Source organism: Parashewanella sp. 2304DJ23-3 (assembly GCF_056591695.1).
Genome location: NZ_JBWQOH010000001.1, coordinates 1,263,097 through 1,289,686, shown reverse-complemented (window position 1 = coordinate 1,289,686; position 26,590 = coordinate 1,263,097). Strand labels below are relative to the sequence as shown.

21 protein-coding genes are annotated in these 26,590 nt (G+C 40.1%); 17 read left to right on the top strand and 4 right to left on the bottom strand.

The annotated features are described in order from the left end of the window. Positions 1-27: 27 nt before the first annotated feature. Positions 28-2,121, bottom strand: coding sequence for a cytochrome-c peroxidase (locus AC1EU2_RS05665; protein ID WP_480297006.1), 2,094 nt, complete (start codon positions 2,119-2,121; stop codon positions 28-30). An 88-nt stretch (positions 2,122-2,209) separates the two neighbouring features. Here AC1EU2_RS05665 and AC1EU2_RS05660 point away from each other — a divergent pair, with 88 nt between their 5' ends. The 3 genes from AC1EU2_RS05660 (at position 2,210) to AC1EU2_RS05650 (ending at position 4,167) form a co-directional block, all read left to right on the top strand. After that, entirely contained in the window at positions 2,210-2,602 is a 393-nt protein-coding gene (locus AC1EU2_RS05660) for a VOC family protein (protein WP_480297005.1), read from the top strand. A gap of 14 nt (positions 2,603-2,616) precedes the next feature. Further along, the gene (locus tag AC1EU2_RS05655; protein WP_480297004.1) at positions 2,617-2,805 is read left to right on the top strand and encodes a DUF2065 domain-containing protein; all 189 of its coding nucleotides are present in this window, start codon (positions 2,617-2,619) and stop codon (positions 2,803-2,805) included. Positions 2,806-2,871: 66 nt separating this feature from the next. Continuing rightward, entirely contained in the window at positions 2,872-4,167 is a 1,296-nt protein-coding gene (locus AC1EU2_RS05650) for an adenylosuccinate synthase (protein ID WP_480297003.1), read from the top strand. Positions 4,168-4,212: 45 nt separating this feature from the next. Here AC1EU2_RS05650 and AC1EU2_RS05645 read toward each other — a convergent pair whose 3' ends face one another. Beyond that, positions 4,213-4,614: a VOC family protein gene (locus tag AC1EU2_RS05645; RefSeq protein ID WP_480297002.1), complete on the bottom strand. Its 402-nt coding sequence runs from the start codon at positions 4,612-4,614 to the stop codon at positions 4,213-4,215. Between the two features lie 280 nt (positions 4,615-4,894). Here AC1EU2_RS05645 and AC1EU2_RS05640 point away from each other — a divergent pair, with 280 nt between their 5' ends. From AC1EU2_RS05640 to rlmB, 6 genes are all read left to right on the top strand, one after another. Next, on the top strand, positions 4,895-5,260 hold the full coding sequence (locus tag AC1EU2_RS05640) for a TonB-dependent receptor (protein ID WP_480297001.1): 366 nt from the start codon (positions 4,895-4,897) through the stop codon (positions 5,258-5,260). A 152-nt stretch (positions 5,261-5,412) separates the two neighbouring features. Further along, positions 5,413-5,646, top strand: a complete 234-nt coding sequence (locus AC1EU2_RS05635) for a hypothetical protein (RefSeq protein WP_480297000.1) — start codon at positions 5,413-5,415, stop codon at positions 5,644-5,646. Between the two features lie 114 nt (positions 5,647-5,760). Continuing rightward, positions 5,761-6,387, top strand: coding sequence for a tetratricopeptide repeat protein (locus AC1EU2_RS05630; protein ID WP_480296999.1), 627 nt, complete (start codon positions 5,761-5,763; stop codon positions 6,385-6,387). Positions 6,388-6,430: 43 nt separating this feature from the next. Beyond that, on the top strand, positions 6,431-8,857 hold the full coding sequence (gene rnr / locus AC1EU2_RS05625; protein ID WP_480296998.1) for a ribonuclease R: 2,427 nt from the start codon (positions 6,431-6,433) through the stop codon (positions 8,855-8,857). 142 nt (positions 8,858-8,999) lie between these two features. Beyond that, on the top strand, positions 9,000-10,145 hold the full coding sequence (locus tag AC1EU2_RS05620; RefSeq protein ID WP_480296997.1) for a protein-tyrosine phosphatase family protein: 1,146 nt from the start codon (positions 9,000-9,002) through the stop codon (positions 10,143-10,145). Positions 10,146-10,219: 74 nt separating this feature from the next. Next, positions 10,220-10,957 carry a 23S rRNA (guanosine(2251)-2'-O)-methyltransferase RlmB gene (rlmB, locus tag AC1EU2_RS05615; RefSeq protein ID WP_480296996.1) on the top strand — a complete coding sequence of 246 codons (738 nt, stop codon included), beginning with the start codon at positions 10,220-10,222 and terminating at the stop codon, positions 10,955-10,957. A 141-nt stretch (positions 10,958-11,098) separates the two neighbouring features. Here rlmB and AC1EU2_RS05610 read toward each other — a convergent pair whose 3' ends face one another. Next, positions 11,099-11,851: a DUF481 domain-containing protein gene (locus AC1EU2_RS05610; RefSeq protein WP_480296995.1), complete on the bottom strand. Its 753-nt coding sequence runs from the start codon at positions 11,849-11,851 to the stop codon at positions 11,099-11,101. A gap of 220 nt (positions 11,852-12,071) precedes the next feature. On the opposite strand from AC1EU2_RS05610, the gene rpsF reads away from it, so the two are divergent. The 6 genes from rpsF (at position 12,072) to AC1EU2_RS05580 (ending at position 23,675) form a co-directional block, all read left to right on the top strand. Continuing rightward, complete coding sequence (rpsF, locus tag AC1EU2_RS05605) at positions 12,072-12,485, top strand: 30S ribosomal protein S6 (RefSeq protein WP_129945801.1); 414 nt, start codon at positions 12,072-12,074, stop codon at positions 12,483-12,485. A gap of 8 nt (positions 12,486-12,493) precedes the next feature. After that, on the top strand, positions 12,494-12,799 hold the full coding sequence (priB, locus tag AC1EU2_RS05600) for a primosomal replication protein N (protein ID WP_129945799.1): 306 nt from the start codon (positions 12,494-12,496) through the stop codon (positions 12,797-12,799). Between the two features lie 12 nt (positions 12,800-12,811). After that, complete coding sequence (gene rpsR / locus AC1EU2_RS05595) at positions 12,812-13,039, top strand: 30S ribosomal protein S18 (RefSeq protein ID WP_129945797.1); 228 nt, start codon at positions 12,812-12,814, stop codon at positions 13,037-13,039. A 26-nt stretch (positions 13,040-13,065) separates the two neighbouring features. Further along, positions 13,066-13,518, top strand: a complete 453-nt coding sequence (gene rplI, locus AC1EU2_RS05590; RefSeq protein ID WP_129945795.1) for a 50S ribosomal protein L9 — start codon at positions 13,066-13,068, stop codon at positions 13,516-13,518. Between the two features lie 490 nt (positions 13,519-14,008). Continuing rightward, complete coding sequence (locus AC1EU2_RS05585) at positions 14,009-22,447, top strand: ankyrin repeat domain-containing protein (protein ID WP_480296994.1); 8,439 nt, start codon at positions 14,009-14,011, stop codon at positions 22,445-22,447. A 193-nt stretch (positions 22,448-22,640) separates the two neighbouring features. After that, positions 22,641-23,675 carry a PQQ-dependent sugar dehydrogenase gene (locus tag AC1EU2_RS05580; RefSeq protein WP_480296993.1) on the top strand — a complete coding sequence of 345 codons (1,035 nt, stop codon included), beginning with the start codon at positions 22,641-22,643 and terminating at the stop codon, positions 23,673-23,675. On the opposite strand, the gene AC1EU2_RS05575 is transcribed toward AC1EU2_RS05580, so the two are convergent. Further along, positions 23,672-25,009: an MATE family efflux transporter gene (locus tag AC1EU2_RS05575; RefSeq protein ID WP_480296992.1), complete on the bottom strand. Its 1,338-nt coding sequence runs from the start codon at positions 25,007-25,009 to the stop codon at positions 23,672-23,674. The two genes, AC1EU2_RS05580 and AC1EU2_RS05575, sit on opposite strands and share 4 nt — an antisense overlap. A 26-nt stretch (positions 25,010-25,035) precedes the next feature. On the opposite strand from AC1EU2_RS05575, the gene AC1EU2_RS05570 reads away from it, so the two are divergent. Continuing rightward, on the top strand, positions 25,036-26,082 hold the full coding sequence (locus tag AC1EU2_RS05570; protein WP_480296991.1) for a polysaccharide deacetylase family protein: 1,047 nt from the start codon (positions 25,036-25,038) through the stop codon (positions 26,080-26,082). Continuing rightward, entirely contained in the window at positions 26,082-26,528 is a 447-nt protein-coding gene (locus tag AC1EU2_RS05565; RefSeq protein WP_480296990.1) for a GNAT family N-acetyltransferase, read from the top strand. Before AC1EU2_RS05570 ends, AC1EU2_RS05565 begins: the two co-directional genes overlap by 1 nt. Positions 26,529-26,590: the final 62 nt, after the last annotated feature.

Here is a 26,590-nt window from a genome sequence, read left to right as displayed (position 1 = left end):
GTTTTTTATTAGGCAAGGAAAATAATGCTAAGGATTACCTTGGCCTGATTTGAGGGTCAATACATAATCATCGATAGTTGATTGATTGTCGGCATCACGGTCATCCGTGAATACCAGTTCAAACTTTGTAGATGCATTAGGTTTGATGACACCATCCTCTAAAAACAGTCTTAAGTATGGTTTTTGACTTTCTTCGGTTTTGCCACTGGCATTCTCTAGCTTCACACCATCCGGAAGACCTTCAACAATGACCAATAAGTGAGTATCGATGAAGTAATCACTGATGTTCTTAACTGTTAACTCATCTCTTTGTTCACTACTTTCCCTTGTACGTTGGCTCAACGCTGTTTCAGCTTTGTTTGTGACATCTAAAAACTCCATGCCAGCATCTCGACGTGTGAGAGGGTCATTGTTATTTTGTGCCATTCCACTGATAACAAAACCATCCTCAACACCAGCATTAGTCAAAAATGGGCGATGAACTGAATATGTGACATCTTTTTCATTAAGCTGGAATGTATCTGTCGTCGAATTAGAGTCGTAATTAACAAAGGCGTCATCGTACAGACCATCTTCAAGGAAGCTAACGAGATCATTGATCTCATTTTCAGATAACCCTAGACCTCTCTCACTTCCTTCTCCTCTCGGATGAGTAAAACGCTCACTTAATGTTGGCGAGTTACCTGTGATACTGTCTTGAGGTTGTCCTGCATTAAAGTAGTTCACGACATCTTTTATTGATGTGAACTCCCCGCTGTGGAAAAAAACACGGCTTCCTTTTAATTGACGCAATGTTGGCGTGCGGAATTTATGAGCATCTTCCTCTTTGCCTGTAATTTCCATACGGCCTTCATCACGATAATTAGGGTCGCTTCTAACATGGCGATTCAATGCTTGAAGTGGATGATCAGATAATCCTAAATTAAAGAAGTTCTGTTCGATGAATCCACCTACTCCCATCAAGTTAGGGTCATTAATTTGCTTATTAAGGGCTGGGCCTGAATGGCAGCTCATACAACCTGCACCACCTTCTTTTGCGTTGGTGAAAAACAGTTTCGCACCGCGCAATTGTGATGGTGATAATGCCTCATTGTCCCCAGCTAAAAAGTGATCCCATGGAGAATTACGAGTGATTACCGTCCGCATAAAGGTCGCAGTCGCACGAAGGATGGTTCCATCATTAATCAGCTCGCCAATGTTGTCCAGTGCCTCAGCTGCTCTTGCTTCACGAGGAAAGGCACGTTTAAACAATTCGACATAACCAGGTATCTCTCGAATCACAGAGGATTGAGTCTCAAGCATTCTGTGCGCATCAAGTAATAACAGTGCAATGTTTTCTTGTGCAGGATCGTCATCGGGGTTAATGGCTCTTGGATTACTGCTTGGTTCGCCTGCAAATCCGCCGCCTAAAAGTCGGTTGTTATACGCTGTCCCAACGATACTTGGCGCATTTCGTCCTACACTATCGACGGCATCAAAGCGCCCTGAGTGAATTAAAGCACCAGGTTCATCGATGAACTGAGGAACGGATGGAATTCCAACGACGTTCTCATAGACGTCAGTGAGCGTTGGCACTCTGTCGACGCGCAAGTCACCTTCGAATAGAGGTTCAGGACGAATGGTTTCAAGTATGTCCATACGAGCTCGACGGCGAGGAGTATAGTTGCCCTCAGCATCAGTGTAGCCTCGGCCTTCTCCACCAACATTAAAGTTAATTTGTGTGCCAGCTTTTGAACCCACCTCGCCAAAGTGACAACTGCCGCAAGATCCCGATTGTGTTAATTCTTGCCTGCCACCAAACTCAGGACGCAGACGAACGGTTCTCAGTGAGTCATGAAATAATTGTTTGCCAAGAAAGCGTTTTTCTTCCGTTGTTTCAATGTAATAATCTTTATTATCAGGAACGTTAGGAAGTGGAATGGCTTCATTGGTTGCCGGAACGGTTAAGTTATTTAATCCACCTACTTGAGATACAATGTGCTCTCTAATTTCATCTGCAGTGAGTTCTGCAGGTTTAATGATTTCAGGTTCTACGCTTTTTTTCTTAGAGTCACTTCCGCATCCAGCGAGTACCCCCAGTATAAATAACGACACCATTGATAATCGTGTTCTTACTAACATCAGCTTGCTCTCCATCGCAATAAAGTAGAAACTCACACTTAATCAAGCATAGTCTCGAATACGTTAAATGATATAAAAAGGTTTATAAATGAAGCGAGTAACGGGTATTGGTGGAGTTTTTATTAAATCAGAAAATCCTCAAAGATTGAGGGATTGGTATAAACTACACCTCGGTATGGATATTCAGGATTGGGGCGGTGTGTCTTTTCAATGGCACAATGAAAATCAATCAAACGAAAACGGTGCAACGGTTTGGAGTGTGTTTGATAAGTCTTCGAAATATTTTAACCCGAGTGCATCAGGTTTTATGATCAATTATCGGGTTGAGGATTTGAAAGCGCTGCTCAGCGTATTGAAGGAAGAAGGTTGTCAGGTCATGGATGAGGTTGAAGAGTCTGAGTTTGGGAAGTTCGGATGGGTGATGGATCCTGATGGTAATAAAGTCGAGTTGTGGGAACCACCACAAGGGAAAATTGAATAAGGCACCATTAGATAATGACATTTGCATTGATTATGTTAGCGCTAGGGCTGGTATTAATTCTTGAGGGACTTGGCCCATTATTCGCTCCAAAGGCATGGAAGAAGGTATTAGCCTCAATTTCAGAACAGTCACCTCAGTCGCTTCAGCGGCTTGGTGGGTGTCTTGTAACGGCTGGCGTAGTTTTGTTAATCACTTTTTCTTAAAAATGCTTGCCACTTAACCCCTAAAGTCTGTTAAAATCCTTTTTTAACCTCTACCTACGAATGAAAATGGGCAAAAACGTTGTAGTTCTCGGCACTCAATGGGGTGACGAGGGAAAAGGTAAGATTGTCGACCTTCTGACAGAACAGGCAAAATACGTAGTTCGTTATCAAGGCGGTCACAATGCTGGTCACACCCTAGTGATCGATGGCGAGAAAACCGTTCTTCATCTTATTCCATCTGGTATTCTTCGTGATAATGTGAAATGCATTATTGGCAATGGTGTTGTTTTAGCACCAGACGCCCTAATGAAAGAAATCAACATGCTGAAAGAGCGTGGTATTCCAGTTGAAGAGCGTTTATTGATTTCTGAAGCTTGTCCTTTGATTCTACCTATCCACTGTGCACTTGATTTAGCTCGTGAGCATGCTCGTGGAAACAATGCCATTGGTACTACAGGTCGTGGTATTGGCCCTGCGTATGAAGATAAAGTGTCTCGCCGTGGTCTTCGTGTTGGCGATTTATTCAATAAAGAATTATTCGCCAAGAAGCTAAAAGACGTGATGGATTATCACAACTTTATGCTTACTGAATACTACAAAGCAGAAGCCGTGGATTACGATAAAACGTTAGCAGATGCATTAGCACTTGCTGATTATCTGCAATCTATGTGTGTTGATGTTACTGAGTTACTTGATACTGCGCGCAAAGCTGGTGAGCCAATCTTATTTGAAGGTGCTCAAGGTACATTGCTTGATATCGATCACGGTACGTATCCATTTGTAACGTCGTCGAACACCACTGCGGGTGGTGTAGCTACAGGTAGTGGTTTTGGCCCGCGTCATTTAGATTACGTTCTCGGCATCATCAAAGCTTATACGACACGTGTAGGTGCAGGTCCGTTTCCGACTGAATTGCAAAACGAAATTGGTGATTACTTAGGTGAGAAAGGTCACGAGTTTGGTGCAACGACGGGTCGTAAGCGTCGTCCAGGTTGGTTAGATGCAGTGGCAATGAAACGCGCTGTCCAGATTAACTCAATTACCGGTTTCTGCTTAACTAAGCTTGATGTGTTAGACGGTTTAGATGAAGTTAAGATCTGTGTTGGTTATCAAATGCCAGACGGCACCGTGATGAAACAAACACCACTTGCAGCCGAAGGTTATGAACAAGTTACTCCGGTACTTGAAACCATGCCTGGTTGGAAAGAGAGCACGGAAGGTGCTACTACGGTTGAGCAGCTACCAAAAGCGGCAATCAATTACATTAAACGTATTGAAGAGTTGCTGGAAACGCCAGTTGATATCATTTCTACCGGTCCAGATCGTAATGAAACTATGATTTTAGTTAATCCATTTAACTAATCAGTTTAAAACGATGCGATTAAGGCGCTGTTACTCTATTCAGAGTTAAAGCGCCTTTTTTATATTTAGTTTTTCATTTGGAAAATTAGCTTCAATTTTTATACCTGAAGGCGAAAAAATAAAGATTTGAGTGACGTTATCATTGTCGAAATATCTTACTGTACTTGGTATGTCGTATTCTTCTAAGTGCTCATAAAAAGCATTAGCATCTACTGATTTAAATGCAATGTGATCAATGACACCAGTATCTGTTGGTATTGGATTACTCGATGATAGTACTGATAAATGAATGACGATGTTGCTTTGAGAATCTGATAACCAAGCCCCTTTGCTTTTTAGATTAAGCCTTGGGCTGTCTTTTAGGTGTAAAATATCACAAAAAAACGCTTTTTCTTTAGTCAGCTTAGCTTCTGGAACTCTAATATTTATATGGTCGAAATGGAACATTAAGTTTCTCCAATTGTATGGGGACTCTAATGTAAAGCAAATCGATGCTCTCTAAGGTTAACTTTTGTTCATATATCATCTTAGTTTCGTTCAATAGCAAAATTCGTTTACTCACTATATTTCAAATAGCTTTGTTATCGGTTGTTCTATTTATGTTCTGTACCACTCTATCTTCCCACCGTTCTGCTCAGCAAGAAATTAGTAAAAGATTGAGTATTCGATTTAGAAGTGGATTACACCGATACAGATGTGAATACGATAAATTGGGGAGCATACTCAAGTGATTGTTGCAGGCTACGTTGAAGCTAATATTCCGTTATCTTCAAAGTTGCGAAGTGTCGTCGGTGGACGTTATTCAAAATCAAATGAAGATCTTTTCGAGACGATTACCCATCCAGATGAGCAAGCATACACCTCACCAAATGTTGTGGGATTAAAAGCACAAACAGGCCGCTCTTATGAATTAGGATGGCAATACGACAATCAAAACCATCAGTTGCATCTCGATCTGTATCGACTGGATTTAGAAGATGAAATTGTATGGGTTCCTAATGCACCTAAACCTATTGATAGTCAATTCGAAAGAGCCAATGTTAATGCTGATAGCTCTGAACGATTTAGGATTGGCAGGCTACAGATTATCTAATGTTGGGGGATGAGTACGATTATGTTGATACGAGCTATACCAGAGGAGAGTATCGTAACCAAAAAATATCGGGTGTACCAGAGCATACAGCAAGAGCACATATAGAGTTTTCTATATCAAAACGCTGGCATTTTTTCGTTGAATCCATATAGGTGAGTGATAGATTTACTGAGGGCGACAGCTTAAATATTGCGAGTAAGATCAGTGACTGCACATTAATTAACTCAGCATTACAGTATAAAAATGACAGATGGGAAGCAGATCTGAGAGTAGACAACCTTTTTGATGAAGACTTTGTCAGTGCAAGTTTCTACAGTTTACATAGGAATGGGTCCGATAGCGGTACAGGTTCCAGAATCAGAATGGATGTCAGTTATCATTTTTAGCCATTAGGATGAGTAATATGCACAAGCTGTTTTATAAAATGAATGCATCCTCTGCTCAAGATTTGAGTTATACTGCCGATATTGACAGTAATCCTGCTGTCATCGAGAAAGACTATGCTGCATACACTGACCTCATTATTTATTATCATTGCAACCAGTTTACTTTTTAGCCTACCTGCCAAGGCAGAGTTGCAAGCCATTGATATCTACTCAGTGAAGCAGTTGTCTGAACTCATTAAAAAGAATGAATATTTACAGCAAGTCAAGCGAGACGATTGTCAGTTAGTACAAGATATTGAAGCGAAAGCCGAAGTACTAAAGGAGCCCTTGTACCAATTTTTATGGGGTGAAATGCTTAATACTGGCACTTGTATCAAGGCAGACAAAAAGCGCGGTATGACCTTAGTGCTTGATAGTGCTAATCAAGGCAGTAATGAAGCTATGTACCGTTTGGCTCGCTATTATGACGAAGGTGATCTCGTTATTGAAAATAAGGATAGAGCAATTCAATACGCTCTACCGGCAGCAGCAGGTGAATATGTACCTGCACAAATGATGTTAGTACGTTTATTTGTTGAAGGTCATGGCAGCCCATTTGATTATGAAATGAGTTATCGGTTGCTTTATCACAATACTTTTGATGATAACGTTACTAAAAATAAAGCAGAAAAATTATTGCGACAATTGGCGAAAAAAATGCCACAAAGTGTCGTAGAGCGAGCTCAAAGAGGGAAATATTAAATTTGAAAAACTCAGAGCTTGAAATGAAAAAATTGGAAATTGAATGTCAAAAGATCCGCATTTAGCGCGTGAACAAAGTAAGTATGAAAACCCCATCCCAAGTCGTGAGTACATTTTAGAGTACCTGACATCTCAAACGGCTCCGCAATCTAAAGAAAAAATTGCAAAAGCACTGAACATCTTCGATGAAGAGCAACTCGAAGCATTGCGTCGACGTTTAAGAGCAATGGAGCGCGATGGGCAACTAGTTTTCACCCGAGGTAAAAGCTATGGTTTGCCAGAACGTATGGACTTATTGTCTGGTACTGTTCTTGGTCACAAAGATGGCTTTGGCTGGTTCAAGCCTGACGAAGGTGGCGACGACCTTTATATTAATGCCCGTGATATGCAAATGTATTTTCATGGCGACAAAGTACTGGCACAGCAAGCTGGCGATCAAGGTCGCAGCAAACGTGACGCTCGCATAGTACGTTTGATTGGTGAACGTACTGCGCCATTAGTTGGTCGCTACTTTTTAGATGCTGGTATGGGATTCGTTGTTGCTGATGACAAGCGCATCACTCAAGAAATATTGATCCCAGCAGAAGCCAAAAATGGTGCTCGTCATGGCGACGTGGTTGTTATCGAGTTAACAAGGCGTCCGAGTCGTTATATAAAGGCGACAGCAAAAGTTACAGAAGTACTTGGTGAGCAAATGGCGCCAGGTATGGAGATCGAAATCGCATTGCGTAACTACGATCTTCCACATACATGGTCATCGGTCATTGAGAAAAAACTGCGTAGAATGCCAGACGAAGTGACAGAGAGCGAACTAGCAGACCGAGTTGATTTGCGTCATTTGCCTTTAGTGACCATTGATGGCGAAGATGCACGTGATTTTGATGATGCAGTGTATTGCGAAACTAAAAAGAGTGGCGGTTGGCGTTTATGGGTGGCGATTGCTGATGTCAGTCATTATGTTCGAACGGATTCCGCTATTGATAAAGAAGCGCAAGCACGTGGTACTTCGGTGTATTTCCCGTCGCAAGTAATCCCAATGTTGCCAGAAAAGCTGTCGAATGGCTTATGTTCACTTAAGCCTAAAGTCGATCGTTTATGTATGGTTGCAGAAATGACCATTTCAGCCAATGGCAAATTGTCTGGTTATAAGTTTTATCCAGCTGTGATGCATTCGCATGCACGATTTACTTATATGCAAGTAGCCGCCATGCTTGAAGGTGAGCAGGGGTTACCAGAACACCAAGATTTACTGCCGCAGTTGAAAAACTTGCAAAACCTTTATTTAACGCTTGAAGAAAAGCGGGCAGAGCGTGGTGCTATTGCGTTTGAAACCGTCGAGACCCAGTTCATTTTCAATGAGCAACGTAAAATTGAGCGTATAGAACCTAGGCATCGAAATCAAGCACACAAAATCATTGAAGAGTGCATGATTTTAGCGAATGTCTCAGCGGCTAAGTTCGTTGAAAAGCATCAAGGTGAAGTACTTTATCGAGTGCACGAAGCGCCATCTGAGCAAAAGCTGACGAATTTTAAAACGTTTCTAGCTGAGAGAGGGCTCACATTAGCTGGTGGTCTGCAACCAGAGCCCGCTGATTATCAGAATTTGATGTTAGAGATTGCCGATAGACCCGATGCGCAACTGATACAAGTGATGTTATTGCGCTCAATGCGACAAGCGGTTTATAGCCCTGATAATAATGGTCACTTTGGTTTAGCGCTTGATCAATATGCGCATTTTACGTCGCCAATCCGCCGTTATCCTGATCTTATTTTACACCGTGTTATTCGTCATCTATTAGCAAAAGAAAAAGGGCAAAATAAAGAAAAATGGACACCCGATGGTGGTTACAACTATCTGCTAGAAGAATTAGATGTACTCGCTGAAACGTGTTCAGAGTATGAGCGCCGTGCTGATGAAGCAACTCGTGATGTTAGTGACTGGCTCAAGTGTGAATACATGCAAGATCATGTTGGTGATGTGTTCGAAGGTGTGATTGCTTCAGTGACGCACTTTGGCATGTTTGTTCGCCTTAATGACCTATTTATTGATGGGTTAGTGCATGTATCTTCGTTAGCCAGTGACTACTTTCAGTTTGATCAAGAAAGGCAGCGCTTGATTGGTGAAAATACTAAGTTCATTTATCAAGTGGGCGACCCTGTTACCATTCAAGTGGCCAGCGTAAATCTTGATGATCGACAAATTGATTTGGTTCTGGATGGCGACAACCAACAGAAACGTCGTTCCCCTCGTCGTAAAAAGCCAATGACGGCAAGAGAGCGAGTGAATATTGAAGGGGCGAAGCATGGTAAGAAAGAACATGGTTCGGGACGTGGAGAGAAAAAGGGGAATGCTGAAGGTAAGCGGCGATCGTCGAAGAAACCAGCGTCAGGAAAATCTAAACTCAAAAAAGATTTAGATACGAAGAAACCCAAAAAATCTGGCGCAAAGAAGAAGTCTCGTAAGCGTTGATTGAGTTTTGTTCAAATTAAGGCCAACATTAAAACTTCCTTTTTGTTGGCCTTAGTATTTAAGTTTAAACAATAATTCATTTAAGTATTCACTAGGTTCAGAGTATTTTGTATTTAATGCATAACTCTCTGGGTAGATACTGATGGCAACACTTCCTACCGATTTACCTGTTCCTGATGTTCAGAGTCTCTGTAGAGGTGATGAGTTACCTGAATTAGGTAATGAGCCAACAGTTAGCGCTTCAGGTGAGATATTCTCAACAAAGGTTGTAGAATCAAGTGAGGTTGCTCCTGATTCAGTTTTTTTTGACGGTAAGTTTAATACGGACAAAAAAGGACGGATTAGAGCAAATAAACTGAATTTAAAATTCAGCTTTTCAACGCCATCTTCTTCACATGACACTGGAAAAAATGAGAATGCATCACCTCACTCATCAATGACACAAAAAGTTACCCAACCCGTGCTATTAAAGCAAGAGGAAAGAGTATTTTCTAAAGCGTTTTCATCAACATTAAAATCGTATCGAATGAATGACAAAGGCGCTGATTATGTGAGAGATTTCAAGTTTTGTGTCACTGGGAGTGACGATAAAATATTGGCGAGTAGAGCAACATTGATCAAGAGCATCAAGGGAGGGAGTACAACAGAAGAGCGCCCGATGTTTGATGCCAACTCGATAACCATGAAGTCAAAAAAAGGGGAGAGTGCTCCTGTTTGCGCTATTGCTATGTCATACCCACATTCTCATGACTTTGAAAGCCAATATCACTTTTGGGACATGGTAGCAGAGAAAAAAGTTCGATTTGTCTATGACTTAACTTCGACAGAAAAACCAAGCATGTTCCGATATTACAAGAGTGTTGATGAAAAAGGGAAACTGAGTATAAGAGCACCAGAACTGGTTAATTCAAGACAAAATCTTGCTATTGAAGTTGATGAAAATACAGAGTTCAGCGTCAATCGTTTTCATTATACTGATTGGCCAGATGGGGGAGCGGTCAGTGTCTCCGAGTTTACAGATTTGGTCAATGAAATGCATAGTCATATCGATGATGGAATTTTGGTACATTGCTTAGAGGGTAGAGGCAGAACTATGTGTTGTTTGGCTGGTATAAAGCTAAAAGAAGGAATCAAAAATGACACAATTCAACTGAGTAATTACCAAAAAGCCGTTGCAGAAGTGATCAATCAAGTTCGAGAAGAAAGAGGTACTCAAGTACTAACTTCAGATAAGCAAAAATGGCTATTACTCGATGCGGCTGAAGCATGGATAAATGAAAAAAAATAATAGAGAGTAATCTTAGGAATAAATAGCTTTTATGCTAAAGTGCGCCCTATCTGCACTTATACTATATTTAGCCAATGAAAAAACACGATGTAATGTATGGCATTCACGCCTTAGAGTCTCTTCTTAAACAATCTCCAGAACGCATATTAGAACTTTGGTTATTGCAAGGTCGCGATGATGATCGTTTAACAAAAATCATTGAATTGGCTAATACCTATGGCATCAGCATTCAACGCAGCTCCAGAAAAGTGTTAGATGAAAAAGCACAAAGTCATCAACATCAAGGTGTGGTCGCTCGAGTTAAGTTAGCTAAAGCACTAACCGAAAAAGATTTAGATGCTTTATTAGAGAAAACACCTCAACCATTTTTATTGATTCTAGATGGTGTAACAGATCCTCATAATCTTGGAGCTTGTTTACGCAACGCTGATGCAGCAGGCGTGCATGGCGTTATTGTACCTAAAGATAATGCGGTTGCTGTGACGTCAACAGTCAGTAAGGTGGCTTGCGGTGCGGCTGAAACCGTTCCTGTATTCCAAGTTACCAATCTTGCTCGTACGATGCGTCATATTCAGCAATTGGGTGTGTGGATTGTTGGTACAGCAGGTGAAGCGGACAGTAATGTATATCAAGCAGACTTAAAAGGCTCATTAGCTGTGGCGATGGGCGCTGAAGGAAAGGGATTACGTCGTTTAACCCGTGAAGCGTGTGATAGTCTTATTTCAATTCCGATGGCTGGTACAGTTTCAAGCTTAAATGTATCTGTTGCGACAGGTGTTTGTCTGTTTGAGGCGGTACGCCAACGTCAGTAAAAACAACAAAAATTAGGAGCTAAGTCATTGGCAAAATAAAATGACTTAGCTATGTTTAGGCTCATTTTTTATCTGAAATTCTGAATCAATTATATCTTCAGTACAAAGAGCAGTGTGAGTGAGGCAAACAGACATAAAAAGCTACTCGAACGTATAGAGCAAATTAAACGTAGTGACGGTATCAGTCTTTTCGGTTCCTTCAGGAACAACTTCGGTATACCTAACATTCACCCCTAACTTGAATGCCCAATCTTTAAAAACCAAATTTTTATAACTGGCATCTAAAGTCAACGTATTATTATCTTCACCGTTTTCAGCTGTTAAACTCGCATCTACACTGGAATACTCTTGAAGCTTATAAGTAAACTTTGCTGCAGAACGCAAGATAATATCAGAGTTACTTGAAGGGGTTGGTTCAGTTTCCGTTTCAATCGGGAGGTTATAGCGGAAACCGGGACTGAATTCTAAGCTCAGTTTGGCCTTACCATCATCCAAAGCATCAAAACCATAACCTGATGAAACGGTACTTAACTTGGTATAACTACCAAACCGATCCCAGGTAAAGTCGCCTTGAGCGAAGATGTACCCCGTCGAAAGCTTATAGTTCGATTGCAATTGCAGTTCATACTTCTCACTGGTTGTTCTTTCTTTATCTGATGAAAAAAAGCCTTTAACTGTCATCTCTTGTGTTGCTTCATCAGTGTCATAAACGACTTTTGTTCGGCCATTGAAGCTAGTACTGCTTGTATTACCTGTATTAAGTTGGAATCCCGCCTCAATTTCGGCTTTAAAGTTATTTTCTGGATCTTTGTAATAACTGGGAACAAGCGCCCAACAAGTTGAAGTGACAAAAGCAGTACAGAAGGTGAAAAAATGGACAGGCTTGAATGGCATGATTACAACTAAATATCATAATATCGAGAGAATAGACATATCATAAACTGAAAACCGATTTTGTGACCAGCCCCCTTTTTATGGTTGCACCAATAACTTGCTAATTTTTACTATTTTCTGTACTATTCGCGGCCTGATTCAGCCTTTTTAATTAATTCCTTGCCTCAACGTTGGTTTGGCTGATCCCAAAACGAGGCTAGATAACCGTAAGGAATGATAAATGCGTCATTACGAAATCGTATTTATGGTTCACCCTGATCAGAGTGAACAAGTCCCAGGTATGATCGAGCGTTACACTGGCCTAATTACTGAAGCTGCTGGTACCGTTCATCGCCTAGAAGACTGGGGCCGTCGTCAACTAGCTTACCCAGTTCTTGAACTGCATAAAGCTCACTACGTTCTTTTGAATGTTGAAGCATCTGCAGAAGCTATCGAAGAATTAGAAACAGCTTTCCGTTTCAACGACGCTGTTCTACGTAGCATGGTTATGCGTACTAAAAACGCAGTAACTGAAGCTTCTCCAATGGCAAAAGCAAAAGATGAGCGTGATGCTCGTCGTGCTCCTTCAGCTGACAAACCTGCTGAAGCGCCAAAAGAAGAAGCAAAAGCTGAAGAAACAGCTGCTGCTGAGTAATTTTATCTGTGACTGATAATCACATTCGCTTGTTTGGCACCGTTAAACGTACCAAAAGCATGAAAAGCCCTGCGGGCATTCCTCATTGGATAGCTACGTTAGAGCACAAATCACAGCGCTATGAGGCTGAGCTTCTTAGAAATGTGTATTTGCAAATTCAAGTGATTATGAGTGGTGCTCAATTTGCGCCAATAGCAGAAAAGTTAGAAGCCGGTATGGAGATGAGCGTTGAGGGATTTATTGCTATGCAAACCTCTCGCAGTGGCCAGAATAAAATGGTCCTTCATGCCGAACAAGTCGATTTGAAAATTTAGGAGACTGTCAAAATGGCACGTTATTTCCGTCGTCGCAAGTTCTGCCGTTTCACCGCTGATGGTGTTGCAGAAATTGATTACAAAGATATTGCTACGTTAAAGAACTACATCACTGAAAGCGGCAAGATTGTTCCTAGCCGTATCACTGGTACTAGCGCTAAATATCAACGCCAACTAGCTCGCGCTATCAAGCGTGCTCGTTACCTTTCTCTACTGCCATACACTGATTTACATCAGTAATTGCAACGAATTGAGAGGATTAAATAATGTTTGTTATTCTGCTTGATAAGATCGCTAACCTAGGTAACTTAGGTGACAAGGTTTCTGTAAAGTCTGGTTATGCTCGTAACTTCCTTTTACCACAAGGTAAAGCGGTTGTTGCTAACGAAGAAAATGAAAAATTCTTCCAAGAGCGTCGTCAAGAACTTGAAGCTAAGCTTGCTGGTGAATTAGCGGGTGCTACTGCACGTGCTGAAAAATTTGCTGCACTAGAAGCTGTTGAAATCGCTTCTAAAGCTGGTGAAGAAGGTAAACTATTCGGCTCTATCGGTACTCGCGATATCGCTGATGCAGTAACTGCTTCTGGTGTTGAGTTAGCGAAAGCTGAAGTTCGTCTACCAAACGGCGCACTACGCCACACTGGTGAGTTCGACGTTGAAGTTCAACTTCACACTGAAGTTAAAGCAACAGTTAAAATTTCTGTTGTAGCTGAAGCTTAATTCAAATTAAGCCTTAGCCTATAAAACCCTAGCCTCGGCTGGGGTTTTTTACATTTTAAAGGCAAGAAGCAACATTTATCGTATTGGTATAACATTCCATATTTCATATTTAAATCAGTTATAACGATAAATTTCGTAGAATATAGTGTCGTAATGACTGTATCGAAAAATTTATTGATTTAACTGACTTTCTTTGCAGTTAATGAAAGAATCTTCATCCAAACTTCACTTCTAGTTGATGAACTAATTTTTACTCTCATCACGAAAACGTTACAAAAATCTCAGAGGGTAACAGTCTTCTATTGGATAAACCAAATCACTAATGCTTACTTTTCAGTATGTTATATAAGTTCAATTAAAATGACGTTTGTTAAAAGAACTTAAGCGAAGATGAACTTTGCTTTCTTTTGCCTGATCTTAAAATTCATTATTTTTCTGTTGCTTAGGGAGTATAGTGAAGATGTTGCTCACCGGCGAAAGGAGTAATGTTATGTCAACACCAATTGTTTTATATCCACAAGCTGCTCCTGATCCCTTTACAGATAGCGGCTTAAAAGCTGGTGTAAGAGTCGTTGATGAGAGGCTCCCTTCAACTCAAGCGCCAAGCAAAATAAAGCACTGGGAAAAAATGCTTAAAGCTAATGAAAGCATTAATCAAGCATTTAAAGAACGAGATATTGATTTTAGCTTTGATATAGAAGATCTGAAATGTGAGCTTGAAACTCTATCTAATGAAGATCCTAAGCGATATAAACAATTCCTAGCAGAGTTCTATAAGTTCGCCAAATTATTTCAGTTAAATTCCAACGATTCCGTTGAAAAAGAAAGCTATAAAAAAACGGTACTTTGCAGTTTAGCCTTAAAGCTACCGCTAATGGATTACTCCGACTTAGACTGTTTAACCTCGGATCTACAAATAGCTAATAAGGGAAGATATGTCACCTTACTTCATCTGAAGGCGCTTCAACTTCATCGAATGGCATCTGAGTATGTTTATGGTTTGCCAGATATAGGCTCAGATAAAGTAACAGAAGAGCAAGCAGATCAGCTATTAGCTGATGTTAGCCAGCAAAGGCCACCAGTCGTAGGCATTAAAGCTTTAAAAATCGGCAGAGGTTCAAGTCAGCGAGAACAGCCTCTAACTGCTGAGCAAAAAGAAATGAATTACCTGATTGCGAAATCAGCGCCTGCACTTGGTTTAACGTTTCAAAACCTCCAACTACCAAAGAATCCCCTTTTTAGAGAAGAATCACTACTTGATTTTAAACACTATATTCAGCACTCATGCACGAGTGAGGATATGGTGGATTTAGCACATAATATTCAAGTTGCTCATTTCCAAAACCCAGTGACAGAACCTGTTCAACGTTCAGCATTGGCACAGTTTACTGATTGGATTTCAGGTTTAGAGGTTCAGGGTAAAAGGCCAGAATTAAAAGAAGGAGCTAAAGCACTTTCTCGATTAATCGGTAACAGAAGAAACTATGAATTACTAAAACGTGCTTATCATAAGAGAACAGAAGAGGGGTTGAAACATGAATTAACTGCAGCCCATCGCTCCGCAATTGAATTGAAAACAAAGCGTGAACTTATCCCTGAATTGCAGTTTAGATTTAAATGGAAAAAGTACACCTTAAAGAACGATGGAAAATATTTTTGGCTTCAAAAAGGTAAAGATGAAAGTAAGAGAGAAGCAGTATCACTTAGGCATGTAATGTCTATTCTCGAGCAATTAGATAAACAGTTGGAACCTAAGCATCGAGAACGACTTGTTAGGCAGGCAATTAGAACGACACCTGAAACTGAAATTCCTGCATTCATTAAATTTGCTTGTGCAGCACAGCTTATTGATACACAACATGATGCGAAAAAAGAACTCAAAGAAGCAGCTAAAAAGCCCGAAAAGAAAAAACAAAAGTCACTTGCCCAAGTAACTATTGAACAGTTACCAAGTTCGTTTAATTCTGTACAGCGTAGTTACCTAGCTGAATTGGTTAGAAGGTTTAAAACACCTAAATATGCGGATGCTTTAGTACAGTATCAAGCTCAGCAAACCGATAAAAAGAAAATGGGTCAATTTGCTCGACACTTGATGGGGAAAGTGGGGGTATCCAGAACGTCCATACGTGAAGGTGCAGGTCGAGAAGCCCACATGCAACATTTAAGGGACATTGATGAAGTTGGTGGCTCTCATCGATTAAATGATAAGACCAAGCCTAAGCTCAAAGCCAGCTCTGAACGAAAGCTAAAACAGGCAAACATTGCTGCTCAAGTGACGGGTAATACGGTTGTAATGAAGAGCCTTGTTATTCCTCTAGAAGAGGCCATAAGAAAGCCAGATCCACAAGCCGTTGAAGAAATTTTAAAAAATTCAAACGTAAGGCAAGCCATAACACTAAATGGAGGGGAGTTCTCGCTAGGCTGCTTGATATTAAAAGCTTGTGCTTTGTCGGTTGAGCATAAAAAAGCACAGACAGAAATTATTAAATCCTTTTTGAAGCATGTTGGAGCTAGCTTTACCGTAACGAATGAACAAGGAGAAAATATTCTTCATATAGCATGCCGAAATCAACAATTTGAGCTTGTTAAAATTATCTCCAGTAAATACCCCATATTGATTAAAGCAATCAATAAAGATGGGTTGACTCCTTTACATGTTGCCTGCCAGTCCGGAGATGCAGAGTCTGCCAGTTTTCTGTTTGAAAGAACTGAGGCTCCTGGGGTAGTAAAGCAAAGTAAAGTAATGACAAAGCAAATAGTTGGCTATCCCATTCCGACAGGTAAATTGAGTGCCAGAGCTATTGCTGAGCACAACAAGCTTACGCCTTTTCAAATCGCATGTTTGAATGGTCATAAAAATGTAGTGGAAGCTCTATTGAAAATATCTCCTCCGCTTTATGAAACAAATTCGACTATTAATGTTTCATGCCTTTTACTTGCAGTTGAATCAGGAAATATAGAACTGGTTGGCTATCTATTAGAAAAATATAAGCCTGAGGCAAAAACTATCTTGTCACAGGCTGATGCTGCAGGCCGAACACCTCTAATTCTTGCTGTTCTTAATCAAGATTCAAAAATGGTTTCCTTATTACTCAGTGAGGGAGCTAACCCAGAAACAGCTTTAGCGATTAAAGAAGAGCATTGGCCTTTATTAGAGTTAGCCTACTTATCAAATAACCCTACTGTACTCGATGCTCTATTGTCTTCAGGTGTGGTAAATCCTAACCAAATATTAAGCAACGAAGAGTACTTATTGCATAAAATTGTCACTTTAACTGATAGGCCCGTTGCCCTTTCATTGTTAGAGGTCGTCTTAAAAGCTAAAAACATTAATTTACAACTCGAAAATGCAAATGGAAAAACAGCATCACGTTTGGCTGCTGAGGTAAAGTCTCCCTGTTCTGAAAAATTAAGAAAGCATACCTTTGAACAGTCTAAAGTCGATGGGCAAGCTTACTTAGTGGACACATCGCTTCATAATGCCGTGCAAAGTGAAGATTTAGATGAAGTTAAGAGGTTATTAGATACAGAAGAGCATCAAATTAATGTTTTAAGTAAATCAGGTAAAACGGCTTTAATGATGGCCTTAGAATTGGGTTATGACGGTATTATTAAAGAGTTGATAAATTTTTCGTCAATGAACTTAAACAAAACTGACATCGATGGAGGCACAGCCATTCATTATGCTGCTCGTTTAGGTGAGCCCTTGTATTTTACTTTATTACTAAAACGTTGCTTACGGGATTGGGAGAATGAGCGATACCAATCAGGAATGCATACAAGATACCCCATAAACTATGCTGATCGAGTTTCAAATATTAGTAATATTGCTGACTGTTACGATGTTTATAAACAAATACTGGCTTATCAAGCACCCGAAGAAGATAAGTCATCTGACAATATTATGGCTAATCAAACGCTTCTTGAGGGGTATGTTGAAACCACTTCTGGTGATGCTCAAAAGACATTTTCTAGTTCAAATATCGTTGAGTTGCTTTCAGCTAAAGATAATAAAGGATATTCAGCCATGCACTATGCTGCATTGGTTGAGGGTGAAAGTGCGGCACAACTACTCAGTGCTCTTTATGTTGCGAAAGTGAATGATTGTGTTTTTTCAAATGATGAGCACGCACAAATTTTTGAGAATAAAGACAATGAAGGATACACGTTTGTTCATCGGGCAAGCCAAAATCCAAATATTAATGTCCTAAAATGGTGTGATGGTAAGGGATTATTGCAAGAGGTCACGAGTCAAGAACTTAAATCTGTTGAGAGCGGCGGCGAAGTCTATGATATTGAGAAGCCTTACGAAGTTCTTGATATTTCAGAAACGGTGAGTAAACCAGGCATAGAGTTACGTATGCAAGGTGAGAGCTTTATACATGCCGCCACTAGAGCAGACCAAGCCGATAATGTGCAATTTTTACAAAAGCAAATGCCAATAACTGCAACACTTCCCAACAAAGATGGGGTGACGCCTCTACAAATAGCTAGAAAAAATAAATTTACAAAAGTAGTTAAGGTTATTCTTTCATTTTTGAAATCTTTTTTTATCACTAAAGCAAAGCCTTCACCAACTATCGATTCGGTTGATTTTTCACTGCACCAAGCGGTGATTAATGGAATAAAAGTAAATGATTTTCACAATCATATCGCTCAAAATAGCCACTTATTAAATTTAAGAAATGAATATGGAGACTCTTTATTACATACAGCTATAGAGTATGGAAATTTTGCAGTTGCAGATTCACTCATTGGAAATACTAACTTTGACATTACCGCTAAAAACGCAAATGGTAAAACAGCGTTTGATCTAATACGTTCACAGGCAATACTTTGGGAGAAACATAATCAAGCACAAAGCAAGCTTGAAGATATAGAATCGGAACTAGCTGCCAAAGATAAAAAGGTAAAAGAAAGATTTGCTCATGATAGCTTGATTCGTCCTGAGGAGTATTATCCTCTTCTCGGCCATTTAATTGCTACAGATAAATTTCATTTCACACAAAGTGAAGTGCGAAGCTTGTTATTGGAGTATACGAATAAAGGTGGACATCATGTTGTTCAGGCATTGATTGATTACGCCAAAAATCATGAAGAGACAGGCATTGATGTTAAAGATTTAGTGCATTTAAAAAATGAAAATAACGATACGCTGTTACATATTGCAGTAAAAAATGGCTACCATGAATTGGTGAAAATACTACTCAATAATAATGCCGAAATACACAGAAGGAATGGCAGTAAAGATACAGTGTTGCATACTGCTTTGAGACATAGAAATGACTTAGGCGAAGCACAGAGTATCAACATTACGATTCTAAAAGAGCTGTTGGCTTCCCCTGGTGAAGTTGATACTTTTCTCCTCACGCCAACAGGAAAAACCGCTATACACCTAGCGGTTGAATCAGGGAGTCAAGAAGCTCTAGTTGAAGTGTTAAATGCCAATAAGTTGTGTTTTGAAAGCTCAGAGCGAGAGAGAGTTGAGGGTTTTGACTGTGAGATTAGAGTCGATGTTGGTATCGATCGTAAAGATAAAGATGGACAAACTGCATCACACTTAGCGATGATGCAGGGAAGTAATGAAATGCTAAAGTTACTTCATACATATGGTGCTGATTTAAGCATTCCTTTCAAAGAAAAGGTGCAAGATGCAAGTGAGCATACAATCTTTATTACTCGAATTGACCCTGAGGCAAAAGAACCTGTGGCAAATTTGCCAATCAACAGCACAGGCAAAAAAGTACATTTAATCAAAGCTGGGCTTAATGAGACAATAAAATCCGCAGTTGCAGAGCCTAACTTCCCTCGTGATGCTAAAAATAATACTGCATTACATTCTTTATATAAAAAGTATCGCTTGGCAAAGACCGAGAAAGATAAAGCTGAATGCTTAAATAAAATAGACTATGTGCTCGCTACACCAAGGTATCAAAAGCCTTCGTTCATCAATGCAACAGATGGTCAAGGGAATACAGCACTTCACCTTGCCTTAGAAAGTGGTCATATCGAGCTTGTACAAAGATTAATAAATATCGAAGGGATCAGCTTTGCTAAACAGAACCCTAATGGTCAAACTGTTGCACACTTAACCGCAGCTTCAAAAGATGCTCGTATAGTAAAACTAATGTTGCAATCGATGCCGTTGGCAAAGAATATGCAACAAACAGGTTTGCCTTCAGTCCTAAGCATAAAAGACAATAATGGAAATCTCCCCATTCATATTGCTTGTATACATAATAATTTACAGATGTTCACGGCTGTAGAATATTATCAGCCTGAATTATTGAAAGCATCAGGGAAGTCGGGCTGTACTCCACTGATGATTACAATGTTAAATCGGCATCAAGGTATATTCCTTTCTTTATTGAATCATTATGAACGGGATTTAGATGAATTTTGGAAAGCTTGGCCAGAAGACTTTGAATTTGAAGATGTGATTCCAGAAAAAGCAACTGAACACCAAAGCCAGCTGGAAGCGCTGCGTATTTCAGATCAAAGGACAAAAGAAAGTGACGTCATGCGTATAAGAGCAATGAAGCAACAATACGGTCACCTTGATTTTTATTTAGTCGCTATAGCTCTCAAAGATCTTGATGCATTAAGAGCTCTAACTAATGATCTTGATAGCTTAAAAGAGCTAACCAAACACCTTTATAAAGGAAGAAACAATTTATTACATGTCGCAGTAGCCAATGAAGATATAGATGCCGTACCACATTTGTGTAAGCTTCAAATTAATGGTCAAGTAACGGTGTCATTAGATATGTTTGATAATTCCCCTGAGAATCTGAATGAAACTGTCGTACTTGATAATGTTGAACAGGTATGGGAATCCCCATGGAAAAGTCAAGATCTTAATGACTTTCTGTATATCGAAAATGGCGCTCCATGTTTCAAAATCATGGATAAAAATGAAAAAGGCTTAACGGCATTACATATTGCTACGATGGACGCAAAACATCCTGAACTGTCTCAATATTTAATTGGTCAATGTAAAAGTAGGGAACCACTGGTACAGAAAACGACTGCGGAATCGCCAAAATCACCTAAAGAGCTAGCGCAAGAACATGGGTTGCATAGAGCTGCAGCAGCAATAGAATTGAGGATATCTCAAATTGCTGAAGGTGAGTATACCGAAGAACAAGAAAGAGCGGCTCAAGCCAAACAATTAGAAGAAGATAACCTTGAAAGTTTTAATTATATAGGTGTTCAAGGTGATGAAGTTGTTAATCTCACTCGTCAAGAGGCTGAAGCGCAATCATTTGCCACTCGTCAAGAGGTTGAAGCTCAAAGACTTGCTTCTACCGAAGAAGATAATGAAAATTTAGAAGAGTTTGCTGAAATTTCAGCAGCAGATTTTACAAAAGCATTATTAAGCCAATCGGCAGCTAAAAAAAATGATGTCATCGTAGGTGTTCCACAGCCTGTTAATTTCACTCATCAAGAGGCTGAAGCTCAAAGACTTACTGACATTAAAGAAGAGAATGAAGATTTAGAAGAGTTCACTGAAATTTCCGAAGATGATTTTACAAAAGCATTATTAAACCAATCGGCGGCTGAAAAACATGGTGTCATCGTGAATGTTCCACAGTCATTAAGTCAAGCTTTGCCATCTCCGACTGAAGAATATGGCATTATTGAAGGGACCCTACCAGAATCGACCCAAACGATTAGAGTACCTGAACCAGCAAAAACAGATCCTATCAACACCGGTATGTCTTCTTTAGTTAGTGAGCGCCCTTGGACATACAGATCTGGTAATTCCATGATATCAGGGGTATTCGACGGGAGCCGTATTGTCCAACCAGGAATCGATCCTGGCTCATTTCTCCGAACTGGTCCGTTGGGGATAGATGAGACTGAGAGGCAACCAAAAGCAGTGCCTATTATTGAGAAATTAAAGTCGCCAACCGAATACGCACTTCACAATAGTGAGCAGGGTAGCCCATTAATTCCAGATATATTCGAGAACCAGAGTGTTTTAAATGCTGGGTTAATTCCCTTAGGTGCTGGAATGAGGAGTGGTTCACATTCAGATTTATCGACCCAGGCTCAATTAGATGTATCTTCCTCAAGAAAAGTTTGGATGAATGAAAGGGCAGGGTCAGCTGAACCAGAACTTGAAAAGCACCTTGATGAGCTAACACCAGAAGCTCAACGAACTGAGGTTGAAGTTGGTAGAGCTAATTTGAGCTTATCGAGACATGAAGATGTTTCCACACAACAAGGGCGTAAACTCTTATTTAACCCATGGCAATTATATAAGTCTCGACAACTTGCTAAACAGAGCCAAAAGAACGCAGGTCCGCCTTTAGCTGCGCAATCAACGTTAAAACGAAGTGAAAGTTCAGACAGCTTAATTTCTCAGGTAAGTATGTCAGTAGATCCCACTCACAGAATGCCTGAAATTGGTGATGATGTCTCAGTAGTTAATGGGTTATCTCGAGCTTCAAGCAGAGAGAGCCTTTTGCGTGATATTGACGGAGTAGATGTTCAAAAGCAACAAGAAGCTACTTCTAGTGATGGGATATACAGTGAATTAGAAGCGGGGACACATTCTCTGCTACAAGAGGTTTCTCCTTTAAGGAAGAGGTATGCCGAAGAGCAAGATGAAACAGGCGGTGAAGAGGCTTATATACAACGTTGGGAGAGTTCTGATTCGTTGGATAGTGCAATAGGTTCTGATGATGAAGATGAGTTAAGTCTAATGGATTTTGATTATGAAGACCCGATTAAAGAGTCAAGAGATGAGCAAGAGAGAACATCAGATTTTTCACAGTCAGTAGCACAGACAACAATGGTTTATCATGGCTTAACCCATACCAAAGGGACTTACTTACCTCATAAACAGCCAGCTATTTTTAAACCTATGAGAGCACCTCAGGAGGCTATGGTTTACCCTGTGCCACAAATTGCTGCTAGATAGTAGCTGATTATGAGCACCATGGATTACCTTGCTAGTAATAGAAATTCAATAATTGAGTAAACTCAAGACTTTCTGAACAAATTTTGCTATTAATGTTCTGATTTCAATTATAAATAAATAGCATATGAGAACATCACTGTACTACCTATCTTGTTTAATCTTCCTTACAGCCTTTAAATTGCATGCTAATTCCTTGGAGTTATTATCTCTTGATAGTGGTTTTCAGATTCAAACTTACGCTGAAAACGTTGATGGTGCTCGCCAACTTGCAGTGGATGATAACGGTGTGGTTTTTGTTGGCAGTAGAGGTGAAGGTAAGGTCTATGCATTAATGCCTGATGCTTCAAAAACCAGAGCAAAAAATGTAATCACACTGCTTAATGATTTGAATTATCCAAATGGAGTCAGTTTTCACAATGGCAAGTTATATGTAGGTGAGCTTGATCAAGTTTCGATATATAAACTTTCTCGTACAGAAAATAGTATAAAAGCTATCCCTGACGGTGTCATTGGTAGCTTTCCAAACAAACGCTGGCACGGCTATAAATACATCAAGTTTTCACCTGAAGGTGAATTGTATACGGCAGTTGGCATGCCTTGTAACACTTGTTTTTATCGAGATACCCAGCCTATTTTCGGCACCATTATAAAAATTAATGCGACCGATGATATTGAGATAATGGCTCGAGGGGTTCGCAATAGTGTTGGGTTTGATTGGCAACCAAAATCAGGTGCATTATGGTTCACTGATAATGGTCAAGATATGCTTGGTGATGATACACCGCCGGATGAATTAAACCGTGTTTCCTCTAAAGGTGAAGATTTTGGTTTCCCATACGTTTATGGTAATAATGTTGTTGCACCGGATTATATCGGGAAAACGATTCCTAAAAATTTAACGAAACCTGAACATAAGTTTCAGGCTCATGTTGCACCGCTCGGAATGACGTTTTACATAGGAAATCAATTCCCTAAGCCATATCGTAACCAAATTCTTGTGGCTCAACATGGCTCATGGAATCGAACTACGCCAGTGGGGTACCGCATCATGCTCGCCACATTGAATGGCAGCAAAATAAAGAAAATCGAGCCATTCATTTCTGGTTGGTTAGATGACAAAAACCAAGTGTTAGGCCGTCCCGTGGATATTTTAAATATGCCTGATGGGTCGATTCTCATCTCCGATGATTATGCTAATGCCGTATATCGGGTTAGCTATAAAAACTAAGTTTGCCGTAAGCCTTTAGTTTTAATGAAATGAAATCCTAAAGTGGCACTTCGGCTAAACATGAAAGCACTGAGTGCCGCCCATAACGCATGGTTATCGTAATCTTGGAGTACATACCAAGTTGGAAAAAAGATGACTATGGTTGAGAACAACATGCTGTTTCGCATTTGGCTGCCTTTAGAGGCACCGATATAAACACCATCAAATAAATAACTGCTGTACGCCCAAAGCGGCATCAAGGCTAGCCAGAATAAATGTGCTTTTGCAGAGTCGATAACGGCGTTGACATTGGTCATCATCTCGATGAGCAGACTGCCATGACTGAAGAAAATGAACGCAAATAAAGCTGCTACAGCACCAGACCAAAACCATGCCATCCAAACGGTATTATTTAAACGTTGCCACTTCTTTTGGCTGTATGCGTTACCGACTTCCACTTCAGCATAATAGGCGATGCCATCAAGACCGTATGAGATTAAAAGCAAAAGGTTGAGTAAGATTGCATTAGCCGCAAGGACATTGTCACCATGCTTAGCGGCATAGAATGTCATAAACGCTAAGGTGAGTTGTAAGCACAAGCTGCGAATGAAAATATTTGTATTTAAGCTGATTAGCTTGATGTATCCCGCTTGAAATAGGACTGCTTTCCAGTTGGATATCACTGTCAGTGGTAGTTTATTGCATTGTTTTAATACAACAGTCAGTGCTACGACAAAAGCGGTCATGTCTGCAATCAATGATGCCCAAGCTGCACCTTCCACTTTCCAGTCTAAAATGATGATAAACCAGATATCCAATAGCAAGTTGATGATATTGGCGATGATGACTTGCCACATTGCTACTTTTGGCAATTTTTGCCCGAGTAACCATCCCAGCATGACCATGTTGACCAGCACAAAAGGTAGCGACCAGATGCGGATCTCTATGTATTGTTTACAGTAAAAAATGACTTCTTTACTGGCGTCAGCAAACCACAGTGCCGAATTTAAAATCGGCGTTTGAAATATTAAAACAACGCTGGCGAGGATAAGCGCTAATGCTGAACTTTGAATGAGTATCTTAAAGGAATCATTGTGATCATTTTTACCAGAAGCTTGCGCCGTTAATCCTGTGGTAGACATTCTTAAAAAACCAAGAAGCCATGAAATCATACTAATAATGGTTGACCCTAAGGCTACGCCTCCTAAATAATAAGCCGCAGATAAATGACCTATCATCGCAGTATCAATTAATCCGATTAACGGCACGCTGATGTTGGAGATAATGATCGGAATGGCTAAAGACCAGAGTCGATGATGATGTTGTTTAGAAAATAAAAATTGTAATCGACTCATTTAGGCAAGGTTCCAAGGAAATGCGAGTGTTAAAAAAGATAATTTGGCTCAGTTTACTATTGTTTGCCCTGCCGGTAAAAAGTGCGGTGATTATTCAATATCATCACGTTGATGCTGATTCCCCAGCGGTAACCAGTGTGACGCCGACTCAATTTGCTGAGCAGATGCAGTATTTGGCGGACAACAAGTTTAACGTTATTAAGCTTTCTACTCTGATCGAAGCATTAAAAGCCAAAAAAGCATTACCAGAAAAAACCATTGCGATCACTTTCGATGATGGCTACAAGAGTATTATTAAAAATGCTCATCCTATTTTAAAAAAGCATGATTTTCCCTATGCGATGTTTATAGCAATTAAACCGATTGAGATGAAGTATCGCAATATGATGAGTTGGCAGCAAATTAATAAAATTGCCAATGAAGGCGCTGAGATCATGAATCACAGCTACGGTCATGATCATCTTATTCGTCGACTAGCAAACGAAACACAGGCTGATTGGTTAGCGAGAATTCAAAATAACATTGAAAAAACAGAAGCCATAATTAAGAAGCATACAGGGCAGAGCCATAAAATACTGGCGTATCCGTATGGTGAGTATAATACCGATATTATGGCGATGTTGAAAACGCAAGGTTTCGCAGCATTGGGCCAGCAGTCAGGTGCTGTCGGTCAGTATTCAAATTTACAGTCGCTTGCACGCTTTCCGATTGCAGGAGCATACACGAGCCTAAAATCACTTAAAGCTAAATTCACCAGTTTAAATATGCCTGTGGCGAAACAAGTACCAATCAATCCTGAGTTAGCGGCGGATAAATCAAAGCCAAAACTGACATTAACACTCGACATGAATGATATGAATGCCAGTCAGGTGATGTGTTTTATCACAGGGCAAGGTGCTCAGAAACCAAACTGGATCAGCGATAATAGCTTCGAAATTCAAGCAAAATCAGATATGCCAGCGGGACGATTCCGCTATAATTGCACCGCACCGAGTAAATCAAAGTCGGGTTATTACTGGTTTTCTCACGCTTGGGTAAAACCTAAATTAAATGGTGAGTGGATAAAAGAGTAATGGAGCTACACGTAAAACCTTTTTCAGCACTGAGCACAGATGAACTCTACGAAATACTCAAACTCAGATGTGAGGTATTTGTTGTAGAGCAAACGTGTGCTTATGCTGACTTAGATGAAAAGGACAGGCATCCCGAGACGCTGCATTTGTATTATTTAAATCCGGATAAAGCGCTGACAGCTTACAGTCGAGTAATGCCTCCAAAACTGAGCTATCCTGAGCCTAGCATTGGCCGAGTGGCTGTCGCAGAAAAATATCGCAAACAAGGTCTGGCTCGCAAGGTTGTGCAAGCTTCAATCGATACGATACGTCAGCATTGGTCAAATGAACATATTCAAATTGGGGCACAGGAATATTTGCTGCCTTTTTATCATTCTTTCGGCTTCAAAAATCATTCTGAAATGTATTTAGAGGACGGCATTCCTCATAGGGATATGCTGCTTTGAAAATAAAATCTAAAACTTAATCCAAAAGATTGTGATCAAGTTAACCTTATCTGGTACTCAGC